Here is a 15,406-nt window from a genome sequence, read left to right as displayed (position 1 = left end):
CACCCACTTGACACGGTTCCGAACAGGCGTTCTAATACCCCTATGACCCGACATGATCAGGACCGCAAGACGAGGATCCTCCAGGCGATCGCAGAGGGGATCCGCCGTTCAGGCACGCCACCGACCGTGCGAGAGATCGCCGACCTGGTCGGCCTCGCCGCCCCCTCCGCCGTGCACCACCACCTTGAGACCCTCGAGCACGAGGGGTTGATTGAGCGTGGCGCCGGCCTCTCGCGCTCCGTGCGCCTCACCGCCCGCGGCCGCTCCCTCCTGGAGATCGACAGTGAGCTTGAGACAACCAACCTGCCGATGGCCGCCCGCGAGCTGGTCGTGGTGGGGCAGATCGCCGCCGGTGGACCGATTGAGGCCTACGAGGAGCGCTCCGAGACGGTCGCCGTCCCGGAGTTCATGTCCACCCCCGACTCCTACCTGCTAAAGATTCGCGGCGACTCCATGATCGACGCCCAGATCGCCGATGGTGACTACGTCGTGATCAAGCCGAGCAAGGTGGCCGCCGATGGCGACATCGTGGTCGCCCAGGTCGAAGAGAACGAGGTGACGCTAAAGCAGCTCTTCCGCGAGACCGGTCGGGTTCGCCTGCAGCCCGCCAACAAGGCGTACAAGCCGATGTACTACCCCGCAGTGAACGTGCAGGGTGTGCTCGTCGGAGTTCTTCGCCGAGTTCACTAACCTTCGCCTCGGCGCCGGGCGCCGACTTATCCACAGCCGAAGGGGCCCGATCCCCTCTTCGTGGAGAGATTGGGGCAAGTTTGTGGGCATCCATCTAGAGCGTCAACGGCGCGACTGAGAGAATACGACCATGTCAATCCAACTCCCACCACAGTCCTCTGAGGCCGAAGAGTCCGTACTTGGCGCCATCCTGATCGACGGCGACGCGATTACCGAAGTCTCCGAAACGCTCAAGGCGACGGACTTCTACAAGCCGGCGAACAGCAAGGTCTATGCCGCCGTCCTCTCGCTCTACGAGCTGCGCCAGCCGATCGACATTCTCACCGTCTCCGAGGAGCTTGAGCGCCGCGGCCAGATCGAAGAGATCGGCGGGCGTGCAGCACTCGCCGATCTCTGCGACCGCACACCAACGGCGGTGCACGCCAAGCAGTACGCAAAGATTGTAGAGCGCAAGGCGGTGCTGCGCGGACTGATTAGCGCCGCCGGTCGCATTGCGTCGATCGGCTACGAAGACCCCGCCGATGCCATCGAAGCGATCGATCGCGCCGAGTCGGAACTCTTTGCGATCAGCGAGCGCCGCACTGTATCGGGCTTCACTGCACTCGAAACGTTGCTCGGCCAGGCGTATGAGCGCCTAGATCATTTACACCAGAACCGCGGGCAGCTCATGGGCCTGCGCACCGGCTTCACCGACATTGACAGCAAGACGCAAGGGCTGCAGGCGTCAGACTTCATCGTGCTCGCGGCGCGACCCTCGGTTGGTAAGACCTCGCTCGCGCTGAACATTGCCGAGTACGCCGCAGTGCGCGAAGGGAAGTCGGTCGGCGTCTTCTCACTCGAAATGAGCAAGGAGCAGCTGGTGTTGCGGCTGCTGTCGAGCGTGACCAAGATTGATTCGTTCAAGTTGCGCAGCGGCTTCCTTGCTGAGATGGACTTCCCAAAAATTGCTGGCGCAATGGAAACCCTCTCGCGTGCAAAAATCTTCATTGACGACACGGCGAGCATCTCCGTGATGGAGCTGCGCACCAAGGCGCGACGACTCAAGATGGAGCACGGACTCGACCTACTCATCGTGGACTACCTGCAACTGATGCAGCCAGGCTCTTCGGGGCGTGAGTCCAACCGCGTGCAAGAGGTCTCTGAAATCTCACGTGGGCTCAAGGCACTCGCCCGTGAACTTGGCATTCCGGTGCTCGCGCTGAGCCAGCTCTCGCGTCAGATCGAGATGCGCAGCGATTCAAAAGAGCCAAGGCTCTCCGACCTACGTGAGTCGGGGGCGATTGAGCAGGATGCCGACGTAGTGATTTTCTTGTGGCGCAAGACCGATCGCATTGAGGAGAGTGATGCCGTTGGTGAGGCGATCGACTTCAGCATCGCCAAGCACCGCAACGGCCCAACCGGTGCAGGGCAGCTCTACTTCATGAAAGAGCAGACGCGCTTCGTTAACTTGGTTCGCGAACGCAGCGATGGCGCACAGGGCGGAGGCGAGGGCGAGCCAGTAATGTAGCGACATGAACTTCATGTTGCTCCGACCTGGAATGCGCCGCGCCTCATACCTGTACCTCACGGTTGGCATCATGCAGGCCTTCTATCTCCCCTTTAGTTCGATTGTCTTTCGCGATCGCGGCGTCTCTTTCGAGGCGATCGGACTTGTGGGCGCGATCAACTCGATCCTTGCGCTCACGGCGGCGCCCATCTGGGGACACCTTGGCGACGCGACCCTCGGCCGCGTCGCAGCATTCCGCATCGCGATCTTCGCAACCGCCATCGGAGTATTTGCATTTGCGGCTGGCCCAGTAGCCGGCATTCCCGGTTCAATGCTCGCCGCCTTCGCGGGCGCTGGGATTGTGCCGCTCCTCGACGCCATCGGCATGGAGCGGCTCGCTGAGGTGAAGGGGAACTGGGGAACGTTGCGCGCTGTCACGAGTGCTAGCTACGCCGCAACCGGCCTAATTAGCGGAGCTCTCGTGGTTGCTGGCGGCGCATTTCTTGTAGGGCCGCTCTATGGGGCAGGGGCACTGATCGTTCTTGCAGGGACCCTTGGTCTTCACGTTACACACCGACGCCATCGCGTTGTGAGCGAAGCCGAACTTGAGGCAGAGCGCAGTGAGCTTGCGGGCGGTAACGCAGAGATTGCAGTCGCTGGTGATTGGCGAGATCGCTTCGGTACGGTGAGCTTGGCTTTTGCACAGTCACCAAAACTTCTTTCGTTTCTCCTCTTGAGTCTCTTGGTCAACATTGGCGCTGGCATCTTCTACTCCTACGGTTCGCTGCGCATTCAAGAGGTCGGGGGGAACGCTGCGATGGTGACACTTGGCGCAACGATCTCTGCAGCCGTCGAAATCCCATTCTTTCTGATTGGTGGCGCCGTTGCACTTCGCTTCGGCATGCGCGCCGTCTATTCCGTTGGTCTGGTTGCCCTTGGGCTCTGCTGTTTCGTCTACGCCTTCGATTTGTCGCCGTTCGCGCTTAGCATCATGCGCGGCTTCGTTGGTGTTGGATATGCCTGCACGCTCCTCGGGAGCGTGTTGACGGTGCGTGCAATCGTTCCGCTGCAGCTGCAGGCAACTGGGCAGGCGCTCTTCCAGGCGGTGTCGTTCGGCCTTGCACTCTCCGTATCTTCGATTGTTGGCGGAGTGATCTATGGCGAGATCGGCGCGTTCCCAGTCTTCGTACTTGGTGGAGCCATTCTGATCGGATCAGTACCGTTCGCCTGGCGAATCTTGCGCGTGGACACAGCGCCAACGACTATTTAGTTCCTTCTGCCGCACGGATGCGCGCGGCCACCTTGCCGAGATGGCGGCGGAACTCAATTGAGGCCTGATCGGGCCCAGCGATGTGCAGCTCTGCAGAGAGATCGACCGGCAACGCTTCTGGGCGTTGCGACTCGGTGATCGGCTGATCTTGATCAAGGATGAGGCGCTGGAAGTCTGCAAGTTCCGTGTCGTCTGATGGATCAAGGCGATAGCTTCGTGCGTTCCAGGTGAATGTTCTCGTCTCTTTTGCTGAGAGCGGCGACGCGGCCATAAAGAGAACGAAGCGGTTCCCCTCGGGGAGCTGTTGATCAAGGGTGACGGAGTAGGGCAGGTGCACCGTGTACGTCGTTGGATCACGTTGCACCTTCGCGCCCGGAGCGCCATCGCCCTTCACGCTGGTCTGCGGCTCTTCAAGTGCGATCTGGAAGCTGATCGTTGTCTCGCTGCTCTCCACCACATGGTCAGGGCTGAGCGGCTTGGCGCGGTCGCCGAGGATCCCCTCGTGCACCCAGGGGAAGTGACTGAAGTCGATGAAGTTCTCGATGCGACGCGCGGGCGAGCACTTCCAGTCGTAGGTGGTGATCGGGATGGTGCGCAGTGAGGGGTCGCCCCACCATGGCGCCTCGGGGAGCGGGTAGAGCGGCGCCGGATGCTCCCAGCCGCCAGGGCCTGGCTCAAGCAACACCCAGACGAGGCCGAGATGTTCGGTGGCGGCGTAGCGCTCAATGCGTGCGCGACGTGGGATCGCGCGGCCGTGGACGGCGGGGATGCGCTTCACTTCGCCGTTCTGGCCGTAACTCCAGCCGTGATACGGGCAGACCAGGCAGGCCTCCCCCGTGGCTGGGCTCCCATCGGGGGCTGGACTCGTTCCTGGATCGACCCAACCAAGCGAGAGGGCGGTGCCGCGGTGCACGCAGAGGTCTGGGAAGGCGGCAACCGTGTCGCCCAGTCGGGCGACGACCAGCGTCTCGCCTGAGAGGCGGATCGGGAGTGGTCGGTCGGTCAGCTCGCCGCTCTGGCAGACGGGCATCCATGCCGAGCGGAGCGCCTGGTCGAGGGCCGCCTCGCCGGCGGCGTCGAGGTCGTTGGGGCCCGCCTCGCCCGGAAGGGCCGCCTCGCCGAGGCTGCTCATCGCTGGCCGAAGATCTCCATCATCAGCGCAATGAAGCGCGGGGCGTTGGCGTCGAAGGCGACGTCGGCGTTCGGCTCCTTGCCGCCGCGATGGTGCGTATCCACGACGGTGCGCCCAAGGGTTAGCGTGCCCGTGGTCTCCACCGCAACGTGGCAACGCTTCGTGGTGATGATGCCTGGCTCCACCAGTGCCGCAACGCAGAGCGCGTCGTGCACTGGCGCCGACTCTGGAACATCCATCTTCTGGCTGCTCTCGTAGCTGCCAATGCGTCGCTTGATCACCGTCTCAGTCGCCATGCCTGCAGGTGTGCCGAGTGCGCCGAATGCCGCGCACTCTTTCGCGGTGACGAGCGCCTTATGCGTTGCGTCGAGCGGCACCATCAGCACATCCTTGAAACCCGCCTCAAAGACGCTCGCGGCGGCTTCAGCGTCAGCCCAAATGTTGAACTCCGCCGACGCCGAAATATTCGGCACCTCGTGTCCGCCACCCATGATGATTAACTTCGGCACCCACTCGGCGAAGCGCGGCTCTAGCGCAACGGCGGCGGCGATGTTGGTCAGTGGCCCAATCGGCATGAGCGTGATCGGCTGCGTGGCATTTCGGTAGGTCTCAATCAGGTACTCCACCGCGCGTTCAGAGGCTGGCTTGCTCGCGCTGCGCGGAATGTCGAGATAGGTGCCGTGCGGGTCTTGCACGCTATCGGTTTTGAAGAACCTCTCCGACGGCATCGCCTTGCGCACCAGGGGTCGTGGGAAGCCGGCGTGCACGGGGATGTGCCCCTTGCCGATCAGCTCCAGCACCGAGAGTGAGTTCGTTGTTGTTGCGTAAAGCGGTGCGTTACCGAACACGGTCGTCACCCCGATCAGGTCAATCTCGGGGTGCAGGGCGGCGAGCATCAGCGCAACGGCGTCATCGGTCCCCGTGTCGCAGTCAATGATCAGGCGGTGCTTGGTGCTCATGGGGGGGATTGTAGGGGCGGGCGCACACCACTGCGGCGCGTGATGCGCGGCTGATACGTCGGCGGTACGCGACGCTGATTCAGTATCCGCCCAGCCGATCCGCGGGCGCCGCCCACGGCGGCGCGACGTGGAGGACTCCACCATGATGAAGACCCCTCGTGTTCATCCAGCTCGGCCCCGCATCGACTCTGCACTCGACGAGCTCACCGATGGAGGGCTCGCCCTCATCTGCGGCAGTGCCGGGTACGGCAAAAGCAGCGCCGTCGCCGCGTGGGGCATTCGCGCCGACCGACCGATGCGGTGGTTGCGGGCAAGCCGCGGCCTCGGTGACGCCCTACATCTCGCCGCCGATGAGGATGACGGCGTGCGCTTGCCGCGCCTCGCACGAGCGGTTCGCCAGCAGCAGTCGGCGACGGTGTGTGCGGCAGCGCTCATTGCTGATCTCACCGCACCGCACAGTGAACTGATCCTCGTCATCGACGACGCCGACGCATTAGCCGAATCGCTAGAGGGTCTGGAATTTCTGCGTTCACTAGCGGAGCGCGCCCCTGATCGATCCCGTGTCGCACTTATCGGGCGCCGCGTTGCGCAACTGCGCCTTATTGCTGCACGCGCGAAGCGGCAGGTGATGCATATCGGTGCGGCGGCGCTGCGTGTGACGCCGCGGCAGACGCGACAGATTGCCGAGGCTAAAGGTTGGAGCGGCGCGCCGACGGCGCTCGAAGAGGCGCGACGTGCGGCGGCTGGAAACGGCGGCATCCTTGCCACGTGGCTTGATCAGATGCGTGAGGGCGGCGACCGCACCGAGCTCGATGAGTTCATCCGGCGCGATGTCGTCGGCGGTAGTGGCCCACTCCTTGCCCGACTGGCCAAGCCCGCAGGAGAGGAGCCAAATCCGGAGCTCCTTCGTGCGCTGTGGGAGGAGGGGCTCCTCATCGCCCCTGCTGACCAAGATGAGCTCGGCGAATCGTGCTGGATGATCCCTCGATTCATTGCCGAGACGCTCGATCTTCCACAGGTGCTCGGCACAGTACCGAACGGCTCTGAGGTCACGCCTGCAGCCTCGATCGCGCCGCGTGTGCTGAGCCCCGTTGCTGTCATTCACGACTTGGGACCGCTCAGCATTGAGGCTGCCGGGCGAACGATTGAAGGGACCTCCATTCGCCCACGCTCGGTTGCGCTGCTGCACTATCTCGCCACGCGACCCCGACACGCCGCAACACGTGATGAGGCGATCGATGCGCTCTGGCCCGAAGCGGAGGCGCAGGCCGGATTGAACTCACTCAACCAGGCGATCTATCACTTACGACGCGCGCTCGACCCTGACTATGATCTTGCGCTCCAAGAGGGGACGCCAACGCCGTACATTCGCCATGAGGCCGAGATGGTGACGGTCAACCTTGATCTCGTCACCTTCGATTCAGCTCAACTACGAAGCACGCTTGATGCGGTGCGACGTCGAGCACGGGTCGATCAGATTGACGATCTCCTCGACTCGTACCTTGGGCCGTTCGGCGTTGAGGTTCCGTTTGAGCCGTGGGCAGAGCAGCATCGCAGCGCGCTTGATATAAGCCTTTTCGCAATCATTGAGCGCGAGATGGTTGCGGCATATTCTGTTGGCGACATTGATCGCGCGATTGATCTCGCCCTTCGCGCCGTTCGCATTGACCCAACAGACGGCGCAATGCTGGAACATCTGGCACTGCTGTTAGAAGAGAGTGGATCTATTGCTGCTGCGCGTCGCGCGGCGGCGCGAGCAGTTTCAGCGTTGCGCGAAATGGATATTGCGCCGAACCCGGCGCTACAACGACTTAGCGCGCAGCCGCACCGCGTTCGGCCTGCGCTGCAGCAATGACCGCGGCAATAGCAGAGAGGATGATAGTGAGCCCGTACAGCAAGCACCAGCCGCACCATGCGCCGATGGCAAATGCCTGAATTGCAATGAGCACAAGTTCGATGGCGGCGCCGACTACTGCTGCAAGCACCCAGATGTTGAGCGAGATTGTTGAGCGCGTACGCAGGTAGTGCACCGATGCAAAGAGCAGTACCAGTGAGCCAACAACGCCGACCAGCGCAATGGGAATTGGGCCGATGCTTGAGTAGACCGATGACTCTACCTTGGCGCAGCCGCCAAACGGACCGAGCGCGGGGCCACAAAGTGCAGGGATGCCTGCATACCTGATGGCGAGGAGATAGGTCGCGATGACCGTTCCGATGGCGGAGACGACGGCGCCGAACCGTGCGGCACGCATGAGGTTACGGCTTGAGTGCGTCGTCGATGCGCTTGTAGAGGTCAGCCTCAGCTGGGATGCCCGCCTGCATCCAATCACCAATCTTCAGTGTTGGTGTGCCCGTAACGCCGGCGGTGCGAGCTGCTGCGCTCTCAGCTTCCACTTCGGTACGAATTGCAGGATCGGCAATGCAGCTGTCCCACGCAGTCAGATCGAGGCCTGCAGCCCCCGCGAGGATTCGCAAGCGTGGTGCGCTGAATGCGCCTTCGTTCTCTCCATCTTGGTTCGCGTAGAGATATGAGTGGTATGCCCAGAACTTATCTTGCTTATCAGCGCAGACCGCGCCGACTGCTGAGGTGAATGACTCTTCGCCGAGGAAGGCAAAGAACCTCTGCTCAATGCGGAGCTTCCCCTCCTTGATGTACTTCTCGTAGAGGAGAGGCTCGCTACCGTTCGCCCAGATGCCGCAGATTGGGCACTGGAAGTCGGTCCACACCTCGAGGGTGACGGGGGCGTCCACGGCGCCGATTCCCCGGCCAGAGATGAACTCTGCATCGGGGGTGTAGACCGGCGCAACGGGGGTGAAGGAGTCGCTTGCGGTCGGCTTGCCACTAAAGGAGCCTGAGAGAAGGAGCACGACGAGCCCCACGGAAAGGACGGCGGCGCCGATCCCGAGTGCGTTCTTGATGATGCTCATGGCTGAATCATACCCGCGGTGGCTGAGCGAGCCTCGTTTCGTGCTCCTTGCCTCCTATTGAGACTTAGTCTCAACTCTGGTAGGCTGCCTCCATGGCACGAGAGTTGCTCGAGGCGCTTGACCAGGCGGGGGTTCGCCTTACCGGGCCGCGCCGCGAACTTGCCGCCCTAATCGCACGGCGGCAGGGGCACTTCACCGCCGCCGACCTCCTCGCCGACGCCGGGCAGCGCAGCCTCGGCATCGGGCGCGCCACCGTCTTCCGTCTCCTCGAACTCCTCGCCGACCGGAACCTCGTCGAGCGAGTTGACCTCCCCGACGGCCGACACGCCTATGTCCCGTGCGAGCCATCTCATCACCATCACCTGGTCTGTGTCTCATGCGGCGCAATCTCTGAGGTCGATGACTGCGGCATTGATGCCGTAACCGCTGAGGCCGCCCGACGCTCTGGCTTCGAGATTCAGTCACACCGCCTTGAGCTCTTCGGTCGCTGCCCTCGCTGCCAGAACGTGGAGCCACGCCAATGAGCCGCCGCCTCGTCGCGCTGCTCATGGTGCTGCTTGCTGCTGCTGCAGCCTGCGGCGGCTCCAGTAGCTCACCGACGGCCTCGACGTCGGGATACCGCGTGATGGCGACAACGAGCGTCTTCGCCGATCTTGCGCGGCTCGCTCTCGGCAATTCAGTGCAGATTGATTCCATCGTTCCTGCTGGTGTAGACGTGCACACCTTCGAGCCGTCGCCCTCTGATGCAGCCAAGATCGCCGCAGCTGATCTGATTCTGATGAACGGGCTCGGTCTTGATGAATGGGTCGTCTCGCTCATTGATGCTGCGCGCAAGGGTGAAGGCGACGTCTTGCGTCTCGGCGAAGGGCTAGACACAACAGATGCTTGGACTTATCTAGCTTCACCAGAGGCGGAAACGGAAGATGCCTATGACCCACATGTGTGGCTTGATCCAACCGGGGCGGCGCATTACGTACAGCGCATTGCAGATCGTGTTGTACAAGATCGACCAGAACTCACCAACACAGTTCGCTCAGCTTCAGCTTCGGGCTTCGCCGCTCTTCAAGATCTTGACACTGAAGTTCGTGCGCTATTTTCAGAGATCCCTGAAGCGAATCGCGAGATTGTCACCTTTCATGAGGCGTTTGGGTATTTCGCTCGGGCCTACAACATCACGATTGTTGGCGTTGCGATTGCATCGCCGGGCCAAGATCCAAGTGCCCGAGAGATCGCTGCGCTCATTGACGCGATCCGCGCCTCAGGAGTGACGACGGTATTTAGTGAGGTGCAGTTTCCGTCGAAGGTGCTGACCAGCATCGCGGCGGAGACAGGCGCCACGGTGCTGGCTGATCTCTACTCCGACGCGCTTGGTGCCGCACCTGGAGATTCCTACCTCGGTGCAATGCGCGCAAATGCCACAGCCATCGCAGCATCGATGCAGCGATGAGAACATATGGCAATGAGTAGCCAGCCCAACGCGATTGAGCTGATTGATGTCACCGCTGGTTACGGCGACCGTGCGGCGATCAGTAGCGTCTCACTCAGCCTTGCACCAGGCTCGCTGACCGCCATCTTCGGCCCGAACGGTGGCGGGAAGTCGACGCTGCTGAAGTGCATCGCTGGGCTGATGCAGCCGTGGAGTGGCAACGTGCAGGTGCTTGGAGCCGCTGTTGGCATGCACGCGAAGCGTGTTGCATATGTGCCCCAAGCCGAGCAGGTCGACTGGAGCTTCCCCGTATCGGTCGGCGAAGTGGTGATGATGGGGCGTACGCCAGCGCTCGGCCCACTCGGTCGACCTGGGGCCGCCGACCACGCGGCGGTGGCTGACGCGCTCGGCCGTGTCGATATGGTCGATCTTGCACAGCGCCAGATCGGCGAACTCTCGGGCGGTCAGCGTCGCAGGGTCTTCTTGGCGCGTGCGATCGCTGCGGACCCAGAGATCTATCTGCTCGACGAGCCTGTCACCGGCGTTGATCCCACGACGCAGGAGAAGATCATGAACATCCTTGACGCCGAAGCCGCGCGCGGCCGCACGGTCGTCGCCACCACGCACGATCTCGCCTGCGCCGCGCAGCGCTTCCACGATGTGGTCGCACTCGCTGGTCGCGTCGTTGCCCATGGGCCGGCACAGCTCGTGCTCGACCAGGCGGTGCTCGAGAAGACCTATGGCGGCCACCTCGTTCCACTCGCTGGTGGTGGCGTGGTATTGCTCGATGACCCACACCACTCCCACGGCGCACATGAGGGCCACGAATGAACCCGCTCGACCTTCTCATTGCGCCGCTCGGCTACGACTTCTTTGTTCGCGCCCTGATCGCGAGTGCGCTTGTCGGTGTCGCCTGCGCCATCGTTGGATCCTTCGTCGTACTGAAGGGGACGAGCTTCATCGGCGACGCCGTTAGCCACGCCGCCTTCCCTGGCATCGTGATCGCCTACCTGATTGGGGCGCCGATCATCCTCGGTGGTGCGATTGCCGCAATCGGCACCGCTCTTGGCATTGGCGCCATTACGCGCCGCTCAGGGCTCCGCTCCGATGCCATCATCGGCGTCCTCTTCGCCGGCATGTTTGCACTCGGCGTTGCGATCTTCTCTTCGATTCCGAATTACGTTGGGGACCTCTTCCACTACCTCTTCGGTGATGTGCTCGGCATTAGCGTTGGTGATCTGGCAGCGCTGACCCTGCTTGTGCTCGGCTTGCTGCTTGTTCTGCGACTCTTGTGGAAGGAGTTGCTCTTCAGCACCTTCGATCCGCTCGGCGCTGGCGCCGCAGGGCTACCTGTTCGACGACTGGATGACCTGTTGCTGATCCTCATCGCCGTAACGATTGTGATCAGCCTGCAAGCGGTTGGAATTGTTCTGGTGGTGGCGATGATCACCACACCTGCAGCAACCGCGCAGCTGCTAGTGAAGCGATTCACCGCAATGATTCAGGTTGCGGCGCTCATTGGCGTATCGGCCGCAATTGTTGGGCTGTATATGAGCTATTCGCTCGACATCGCTTCAGGGGCGGCAATCGTGCTCTTGGAGACGCTGATCTTCTTGCTTGCCCTTGCCTTTACCTTGATTCGATCGCGCATCTACGCCGCACGAGGCGCAGCCAAGATCTAACGCGTCGCTAGCGCAGCCCTGCGAACAAATCTGACTCTGGAAGTGCTGGCGAACTCGTAAGCCGGTTTCCAATAAGCCGGTACTGCTCAACAGCACCGAGGTCAATGTAGTCCTGCTCCGTCAGCACGAGCAGTGGCCCATCGCTCTTGATCTGCGTGGCGTGCGCTTGAATTGCGCGGCGCTTTGCGGTGAGCTGCTTCGTAATGTCAATGCGGGTGGTGATCAGATCATCTGGGCACGCCATGGCGGCACGCCACTGATGCCACTGCTCAAGCTCTTCTGGCGTTGCCTCCTTCGGCACACTCCACCACGATTCAATTCCACGCGACTCTAGTAGCGCAAGCACCTTGTCGCGCTGTGAATCTGGCGTTCGCACTTCGTAGAGTTTCTTTGGCGTCCATGCCGGTCCCGCTGCGGGCCGCCATGTTGGATCGCCAGCAACCTCCCATGCACGACGCGCAACGCGCGCGGCGGCAATGTGGTCGGGGTGGCCGTAGCCACCAAAGTCGTCATAGGTGGCGATCACGTCGGGCTGCACGCGTCGAATGATGCGCACGAGGTGCTCGGCTGTGCCGTCGAGATCGGTCGTGCTGTGTTTGTGATACGAACGTGAATCCTCGTTCCCCGGGTCGCCAACCATTCCGGAGTCACGGAAGCCAAGATTTTCGAAGTGCGTGACGCCCAGCGCCGCCATTGCGGCTGCAATCTCGACCATCCGTGTCTCGCCGAGGTGCTCATGGGCTTCGGGGGTGTCCCATTCTGGGATGACGATCTCTCCGAGCTCGCCACGAGTTCCAGTAATCACGTAGGTGTCGGTAGTGGCGCTATGGGCGGCCGAGTAGGCGGCGAGGGTTCCACCCATGCTGATCGTCTCGTCGTCTGGGTGGGCGTGCACCGCCATCAGAATCAATCGTCCGCTGCTATCCATGCCGAGATCGTACGCGCACAGGGCGGAGTGGGTCGGCTACCCTGAACCTACGCGGCGCATGGCGCCGCACGAGGGAGGTGCCTGATGGGAGCAACCGATCCAAAGGTCCAGCGCTGGGCGCTGATCCTGGGTGCCTCAAGCGGCATCGGCGAGGCCACCGCACGCCTGTCGGCTGAGGCCGGCTACAACATCTGTGGCGTCTACCTGGGCCGTTCCCGCGGCGAGAAGCTCGATGCGGCCATTGCCGCCGTGAAGGCGACTGGTGTCGAGGCCCTCTATATCCGCGGCAATGCCGCCGACGATGAGAAGCGCGCTGAGGTCATTGCCCAGCTCGGTGAGAAGTTCGCCGCCGCCCGCGCCGCTGGCTTCACCCCCCAGCTTGGAATTGCCGTGCACTCACTGGCCTTCGGCAGCCTGCAGCCCTTCCTCCCCGACGGCGAGACGCCACTCATCACCCGCAAGCAGATGGATATGACCTCTGACGTGATGGCGCACTCCCTTGTCTATTGGACGCAGGACCTGTACGCCGCAGGTCTGATCGGCAGCACCACGCGCATCTTCGCCACCTCTTCGGAAGGCGCCTCGAAGGCGGTGCCGATGTATGGCGCCGTCTCTGCAGCAAAGGCCGCGGTCGAAGCACACTGCCGCCAGCTCGCGCTCGAGCTTGCGCGACTCGTACCTGGCGCGACCGTTACCGCGTTGCGTCCAGGTGTTGTCGATACCCCAGCACTGCGCAAGATTCCAGGAAGCCAAGACTGGATTGACGTAGTAATGAAGAAGCATCCAGGAAAGCGCCTCACCACCGCTGACGATGTTGGCTACGCCATTGTTGCCCTTTCGGCGCCAGGCATGAACTGGGTCACGGGCAACACCATCACGATCGACGGCGGTGAGCAGATCGCTGGGGGCTGAGCGCTCTTTGACTAGAGCTTCTTGCCAGTCAGTCCTGAAAGTTTCGCGCTAGGCTCCGTAATCACTGGCGTATCTTCGTCTGGGTGTAGTGCGCCGAAGAACGTATTGATCTCAATGACTCCTGCCCAAATCTTTTCTTGTGCATCATCTGGATTGTCATGCACGCCCCCATTGCGAATCTTTCCCGATGCTTCGGTGATCGTCATGCCGAGAAGGGTTGTGGCCTTCAGCTCTTGCTCTGTAGAGGTGCGTAGTTCAGCAGCGCGCCCTGGAACGATCTTGTTGACGAACGAATCAAGCTGCACCGCCTTCTCACCACCGGTGATCTCTTCGCAGGTGCCGAAGAGCGTTGCTGAGCGATAGTTAAACGAACTGTCGAATCCGCTTCGTGCCAAGACGATGCCATCGGTCAGGTGAATCGAGACCGACACCTCAGTTCCTACGACTGACTTCAGGAAGCGGCTGGCCGCCGAGCCGTGCCAGTAGAGACGGTCGCCGTCACGCCAGTGCGCCGTTGCGGTGGCGTGCGGGCGGCCATCGAGGAGGTAGGCGACGGTGCAGGTGAGGGCGGCATCAACCACCGGGTAGATATCGGCCCGCTCGTAGTGTCCGCGCTCAGGGAGTCGTCGCACGCGTGTGCGCTCGCTTGGCGGGTATCCGTCGGCTACGGGGATCTCTCGTGGCATGGGGGCATCGTAAAGGAGTAGCTTCAGGTTGGGAGGTTTCCTGGCGGACCCGACCGGATTCGAACCGGCGATCTCCAGCGTGACAGGCTGGCATGTTGGGCCGCTACACCACGGGTCCGCGTCAGGACTGCGAAGCCTACCAGAGGGGGTAGGATCCGACTATGGGATATGGATCAGACGCAGCATCACGAGGCGGCGGGGCTGGCCGTATCGACCTGCGCTCCGACACGGTCACCCACCCAACCCCTGAGATGCGCCGCGCCATGGCCGAGGCGGAGGTCGGCGACGACGTCTTTGAGGACGATCCAACCGTCGCTGCCCTAGAGGAGCGTGCCGCCGCCCTGCTCGGTAAAGAGGCAGGTCTCTTCGTCGCCTCGGGCACCATGGGGAACCTCGTCTCTGTCATGGCCCATGTGCCACGTGGCGGCGAGATCATCACCCCCGCCGAAGGGCATATCCCAAACGACGAGGCGGCTAACTACGCCGTAGTCGCCGGCGCTGGACTTCGACTAGTCCAAGAGAACCCCAACGGAGAGATGCCAGTCGCCGATGTCCTTGAGGCGATTCAAGACGCATCCGACCCACACAGCGCCATCACCTCGCTCGTCATCGTCGAGAACTGCCACGCCCATACGTTCAGCCGGCCAGTAACTCCCGCCTACATGCGCGAGCTTCGCACGGCGCTGAAGCCATCTGGCATTCCGATCCACGTCGATGGCGCGCGCCTCTTCAATGCGGTTGTCGGGCTCGGCGTCTCTGCACGTGAGCTCGTTGCTGATGCTGACAGTGTGACCTTCTGCCTTAGCAAGGGACTCGCTGCACCGATCGGCAGTGTTGTCGTTGGCAGCAGAGAGTTCATCTGGAAGGCAAGACGCGCGCGCAAGCTGCTTGGCGGTGGCATGCGACAGGTGGGTGTGCTTGCGGCTGCCGGCCTGGTCGCACTCTCTGATGGTCCAGAGGGCACGGTGAAGCGGCTCGCTGAGGATCACGTCAACGCACGTCGCCTGGCGACCGAGATCGCAGGGCTGCCGGATGTGATCTCCCCAGGACACAATGCGCAGCGAGAAGGCGAGCGGCTGGACCCCTCTCGCGTCGTCACGAATTTTGTGATCTTTAAGGTTACTGGCGGCATTGCGCGGCGAACGCGCTTCCTTGACGCATTAGAGAAGCGTGGCGTACTAATGGTTGCGTATACGCACGGACAGGTTCGCGCGGTAACGCACTATGGGATTGGCGATGAAGAGATCACCAAGACAATCGCGGCCACTGCTGCGGCGCTGACCGAAACCGCGTAGCGCAGCGCAGCC

16 protein-coding genes and 1 tRNA gene are annotated in these 15,406 nt (G+C 62.3%); 10 read left to right on the top strand and 7 right to left on the bottom strand.

Features of this window, described 5'->3' with window-relative positions; translation table 11 throughout:
- Nucleotides 1-42 precede the first annotated feature (42 nt).
- The 3 genes from lexA to AC3LB0_RS02295 all read left to right on the top strand — a co-directional run bounded on the left by lexA (nt 43) and on the right by AC3LB0_RS02295 (nt 3,446).
- Entirely contained in the window at nt 43-690 is a 648-nt protein-coding gene (lexA, locus tag AC3LB0_RS02305) for a transcriptional repressor LexA (RefSeq protein WP_488649552.1), read from the top strand.
- A 130-nt stretch (nt 691-820) separates the two neighbouring features.
- Complete coding sequence (dnaB, locus tag AC3LB0_RS02300) at nt 821-2,197, top strand: replicative DNA helicase (protein ID WP_488649551.1); 1,377 nt, start codon at nt 821-823, stop codon at nt 2,195-2,197.
- A gap of 4 nt (nt 2,198-2,201) precedes the next feature.
- Nucleotides 2,202-3,446 carry an MFS transporter gene (locus AC3LB0_RS02295; RefSeq protein ID WP_488649550.1) on the top strand — a complete coding sequence of 415 codons (1,245 nt, stop codon included), beginning with the start codon at nt 2,202-2,204 and terminating at the stop codon, nt 3,444-3,446.
- On the opposite strand, the gene AC3LB0_RS02290 is transcribed toward AC3LB0_RS02295, so the two are convergent.
- Entirely contained in the window at nt 3,439-4,578 is a 1,140-nt protein-coding gene (locus AC3LB0_RS02290; RefSeq protein WP_488649549.1) for a Rieske 2Fe-2S domain-containing protein, read from the bottom strand. The genes AC3LB0_RS02295 and AC3LB0_RS02290 overlap by 8 nt on opposite strands.
- Nucleotides 4,575-5,537 (bottom strand): nucleoside hydrolase, encoded by a 963-nt coding sequence (locus AC3LB0_RS02285; RefSeq protein ID WP_488649548.1) that lies wholly within the window; start codon nt 5,535-5,537, stop codon nt 4,575-4,577. The genes AC3LB0_RS02290 and AC3LB0_RS02285 overlap by 4 nt, the downstream gene beginning before the upstream one ends.
- A gap of 142 nt (nt 5,538-5,679) precedes the next feature.
- On the opposite strand from AC3LB0_RS02285, the gene AC3LB0_RS02280 reads away from it, so the two are divergent.
- Nucleotides 5,680-7,392 carry an AfsR/SARP family transcriptional regulator gene (locus AC3LB0_RS02280; RefSeq protein ID WP_488649547.1) on the top strand — a complete coding sequence of 571 codons (1,713 nt, stop codon included), beginning with the start codon at nt 5,680-5,682 and terminating at the stop codon, nt 7,390-7,392.
- Here the strand turns inward: AC3LB0_RS02280 and AC3LB0_RS02275 are convergent.
- Nucleotides 7,349-7,789, bottom strand: a complete 441-nt coding sequence (locus tag AC3LB0_RS02275) for a vitamin K epoxide reductase family protein (protein ID WP_488649546.1) — start codon at nt 7,787-7,789, stop codon at nt 7,349-7,351. The genes AC3LB0_RS02280 and AC3LB0_RS02275 overlap by 44 nt on opposite strands.
- Before the next feature lie 4 nt (nt 7,790-7,793).
- Nucleotides 7,794-8,465 carry a DsbA family protein gene (locus AC3LB0_RS02270; RefSeq protein WP_488649545.1) on the bottom strand — a complete coding sequence of 224 codons (672 nt, stop codon included), beginning with the start codon at nt 8,463-8,465 and terminating at the stop codon, nt 7,794-7,796.
- Between the two features lie 92 nt (nt 8,466-8,557).
- On the opposite strand from AC3LB0_RS02270, the gene AC3LB0_RS02265 reads away from it, so the two are divergent.
- From AC3LB0_RS02265 to AC3LB0_RS02250, 4 genes are read left to right on the top strand one after another with little or no spacing between them, the layout of a single operon-like run.
- Nucleotides 8,558-8,989: a Fur family transcriptional regulator gene (locus AC3LB0_RS02265; RefSeq protein ID WP_488649544.1), complete on the top strand. Its 432-nt coding sequence runs from the start codon at nt 8,558-8,560 to the stop codon at nt 8,987-8,989.
- Entirely contained in the window at nt 8,986-9,912 is a 927-nt protein-coding gene (locus AC3LB0_RS02260) for a metal ABC transporter substrate-binding protein (protein ID WP_488649543.1), read from the top strand. The genes AC3LB0_RS02265 and AC3LB0_RS02260 overlap by 4 nt, the downstream gene beginning before the upstream one ends.
- A gap of 12 nt (nt 9,913-9,924) precedes the next feature.
- Nucleotides 9,925-10,722: a metal ABC transporter ATP-binding protein gene (locus AC3LB0_RS02255; protein WP_488649542.1), complete on the top strand. Its 798-nt coding sequence runs from the start codon at nt 9,925-9,927 to the stop codon at nt 10,720-10,722.
- Entirely contained in the window at nt 10,719-11,573 is an 855-nt protein-coding gene (locus tag AC3LB0_RS02250) for a metal ABC transporter permease (RefSeq protein WP_488649541.1), read from the top strand. Before AC3LB0_RS02255 ends, AC3LB0_RS02250 begins: the two co-directional genes overlap by 4 nt.
- Before the next feature lie 7 nt (nt 11,574-11,580).
- Here the strand turns inward: AC3LB0_RS02250 and AC3LB0_RS02245 are convergent, their stop codons facing one another.
- Complete coding sequence (locus AC3LB0_RS02245; RefSeq protein WP_488649540.1) at nt 11,581-12,501, bottom strand: PIG-L family deacetylase; 921 nt, start codon at nt 12,499-12,501, stop codon at nt 11,581-11,583.
- Between the two features lie 84 nt (nt 12,502-12,585).
- Here AC3LB0_RS02245 and AC3LB0_RS02240 point away from each other — a divergent pair, with 84 nt between their 5' ends.
- Entirely contained in the window at nt 12,586-13,413 is an 828-nt protein-coding gene (locus AC3LB0_RS02240; protein WP_488649539.1) for an SDR family NAD(P)-dependent oxidoreductase, read from the top strand.
- A gap of 11 nt (nt 13,414-13,424) precedes the next feature.
- Here the strand turns inward: AC3LB0_RS02240 and AC3LB0_RS02235 are convergent, their stop codons facing one another.
- Complete coding sequence (locus AC3LB0_RS02235) at nt 13,425-14,099, bottom strand: pyridoxamine 5'-phosphate oxidase family protein (RefSeq protein WP_488649538.1); 675 nt, start codon at nt 14,097-14,099, stop codon at nt 13,425-13,427.
- Nucleotides 14,100-14,140: 41 nt separating this feature from the next.
- Nucleotides 14,141-14,217: transfer RNA gene (locus AC3LB0_RS02230), tRNA-Asp, on the bottom strand.
- A gap of 43 nt (nt 14,218-14,260) precedes the next feature.
- Here AC3LB0_RS02230 and AC3LB0_RS02225 point away from each other — a divergent pair.
- Nucleotides 14,261-15,394 (top strand): GntG family PLP-dependent aldolase, encoded by a 1,134-nt coding sequence (locus tag AC3LB0_RS02225; RefSeq protein ID WP_488649537.1) that lies wholly within the window; start codon nt 14,261-14,263, stop codon nt 15,392-15,394.
- Nucleotides 15,395-15,406 lie beyond the last annotated feature (12 nt).

This window comes from Candidatus Limnocylindrus sp. (genome assembly GCF_040397235.1).
Lineage (GTDB): Bacteria > Chloroflexota > Limnocylindria > Limnocylindrales > Limnocylindraceae > Limnocylindrus.
Note: the sequence above shows the minus strand (reverse complement) of the source record. Positions and strands in the feature narration are given on the sequence as shown.